We start from the raw sequence: 522 nt of genomic DNA, 5'->3' as shown, positions 1-522 counted from the left end.
TATACGATCACCCAGTCCGATGTGGACAACGGAAATGTTTCCAACCAGGCGACCGCCATAGGTAATTATACCGATGGCAACGGGAACCCACAGACCACCCAGGACCTATCGAGCAGTAGCAGTACCACCCAGGATGATACGACGGTGACCCCGTTTGGTCAAAACCCGGGCATCGCGCTGATCAAGACCTCCATTTTTAATGATGAGAACGGTGACGGTTTTGCCCAGGTTGGCGAGACGATCGATTACGCCTTTGAAGTGGAGAACACCGGTGATGTGACCTTGACCAATGTGACGGTCACCGATCCACTGGTAAGTGTATCGGGCGGGCCTTTGGCCAGTTTTGCCCCTGGCGCAGTAGATAATACGACCTTTACGGCGACCTATACGATCACCCAGGCCGATGTGGACAACGGTAGCGTTTCCAACCAGGCGACTGCCACGGGAACCTATACCGATGGCAATGGTGATGAACAGACCACCGAGGACCTATCGAGCAGCAGCAGTACCACCCAGGACGAT

General features: G+C 54.6%; 1 protein-coding gene. It reads left to right on the top strand.

The features are described 5' to 3' along the window. On the top strand, positions 1-522 hold a 522-nt coding region (locus FVB9532_RS19350; protein ID WP_150546821.1), incomplete at both ends, for a CLIPPER-2 domain-containing protein.

The sequence above is a fragment of the Mesonia oceanica genome (genome assembly GCF_902499555.1).
Taxonomy (GTDB): Bacteria; Bacteroidota; Bacteroidia; order Flavobacteriales; family Flavobacteriaceae; genus Mesonia; species Mesonia oceanica.
Note: the sequence above shows the minus strand (reverse complement) of the source record. Positions and strands in the feature narration are given on the sequence as shown.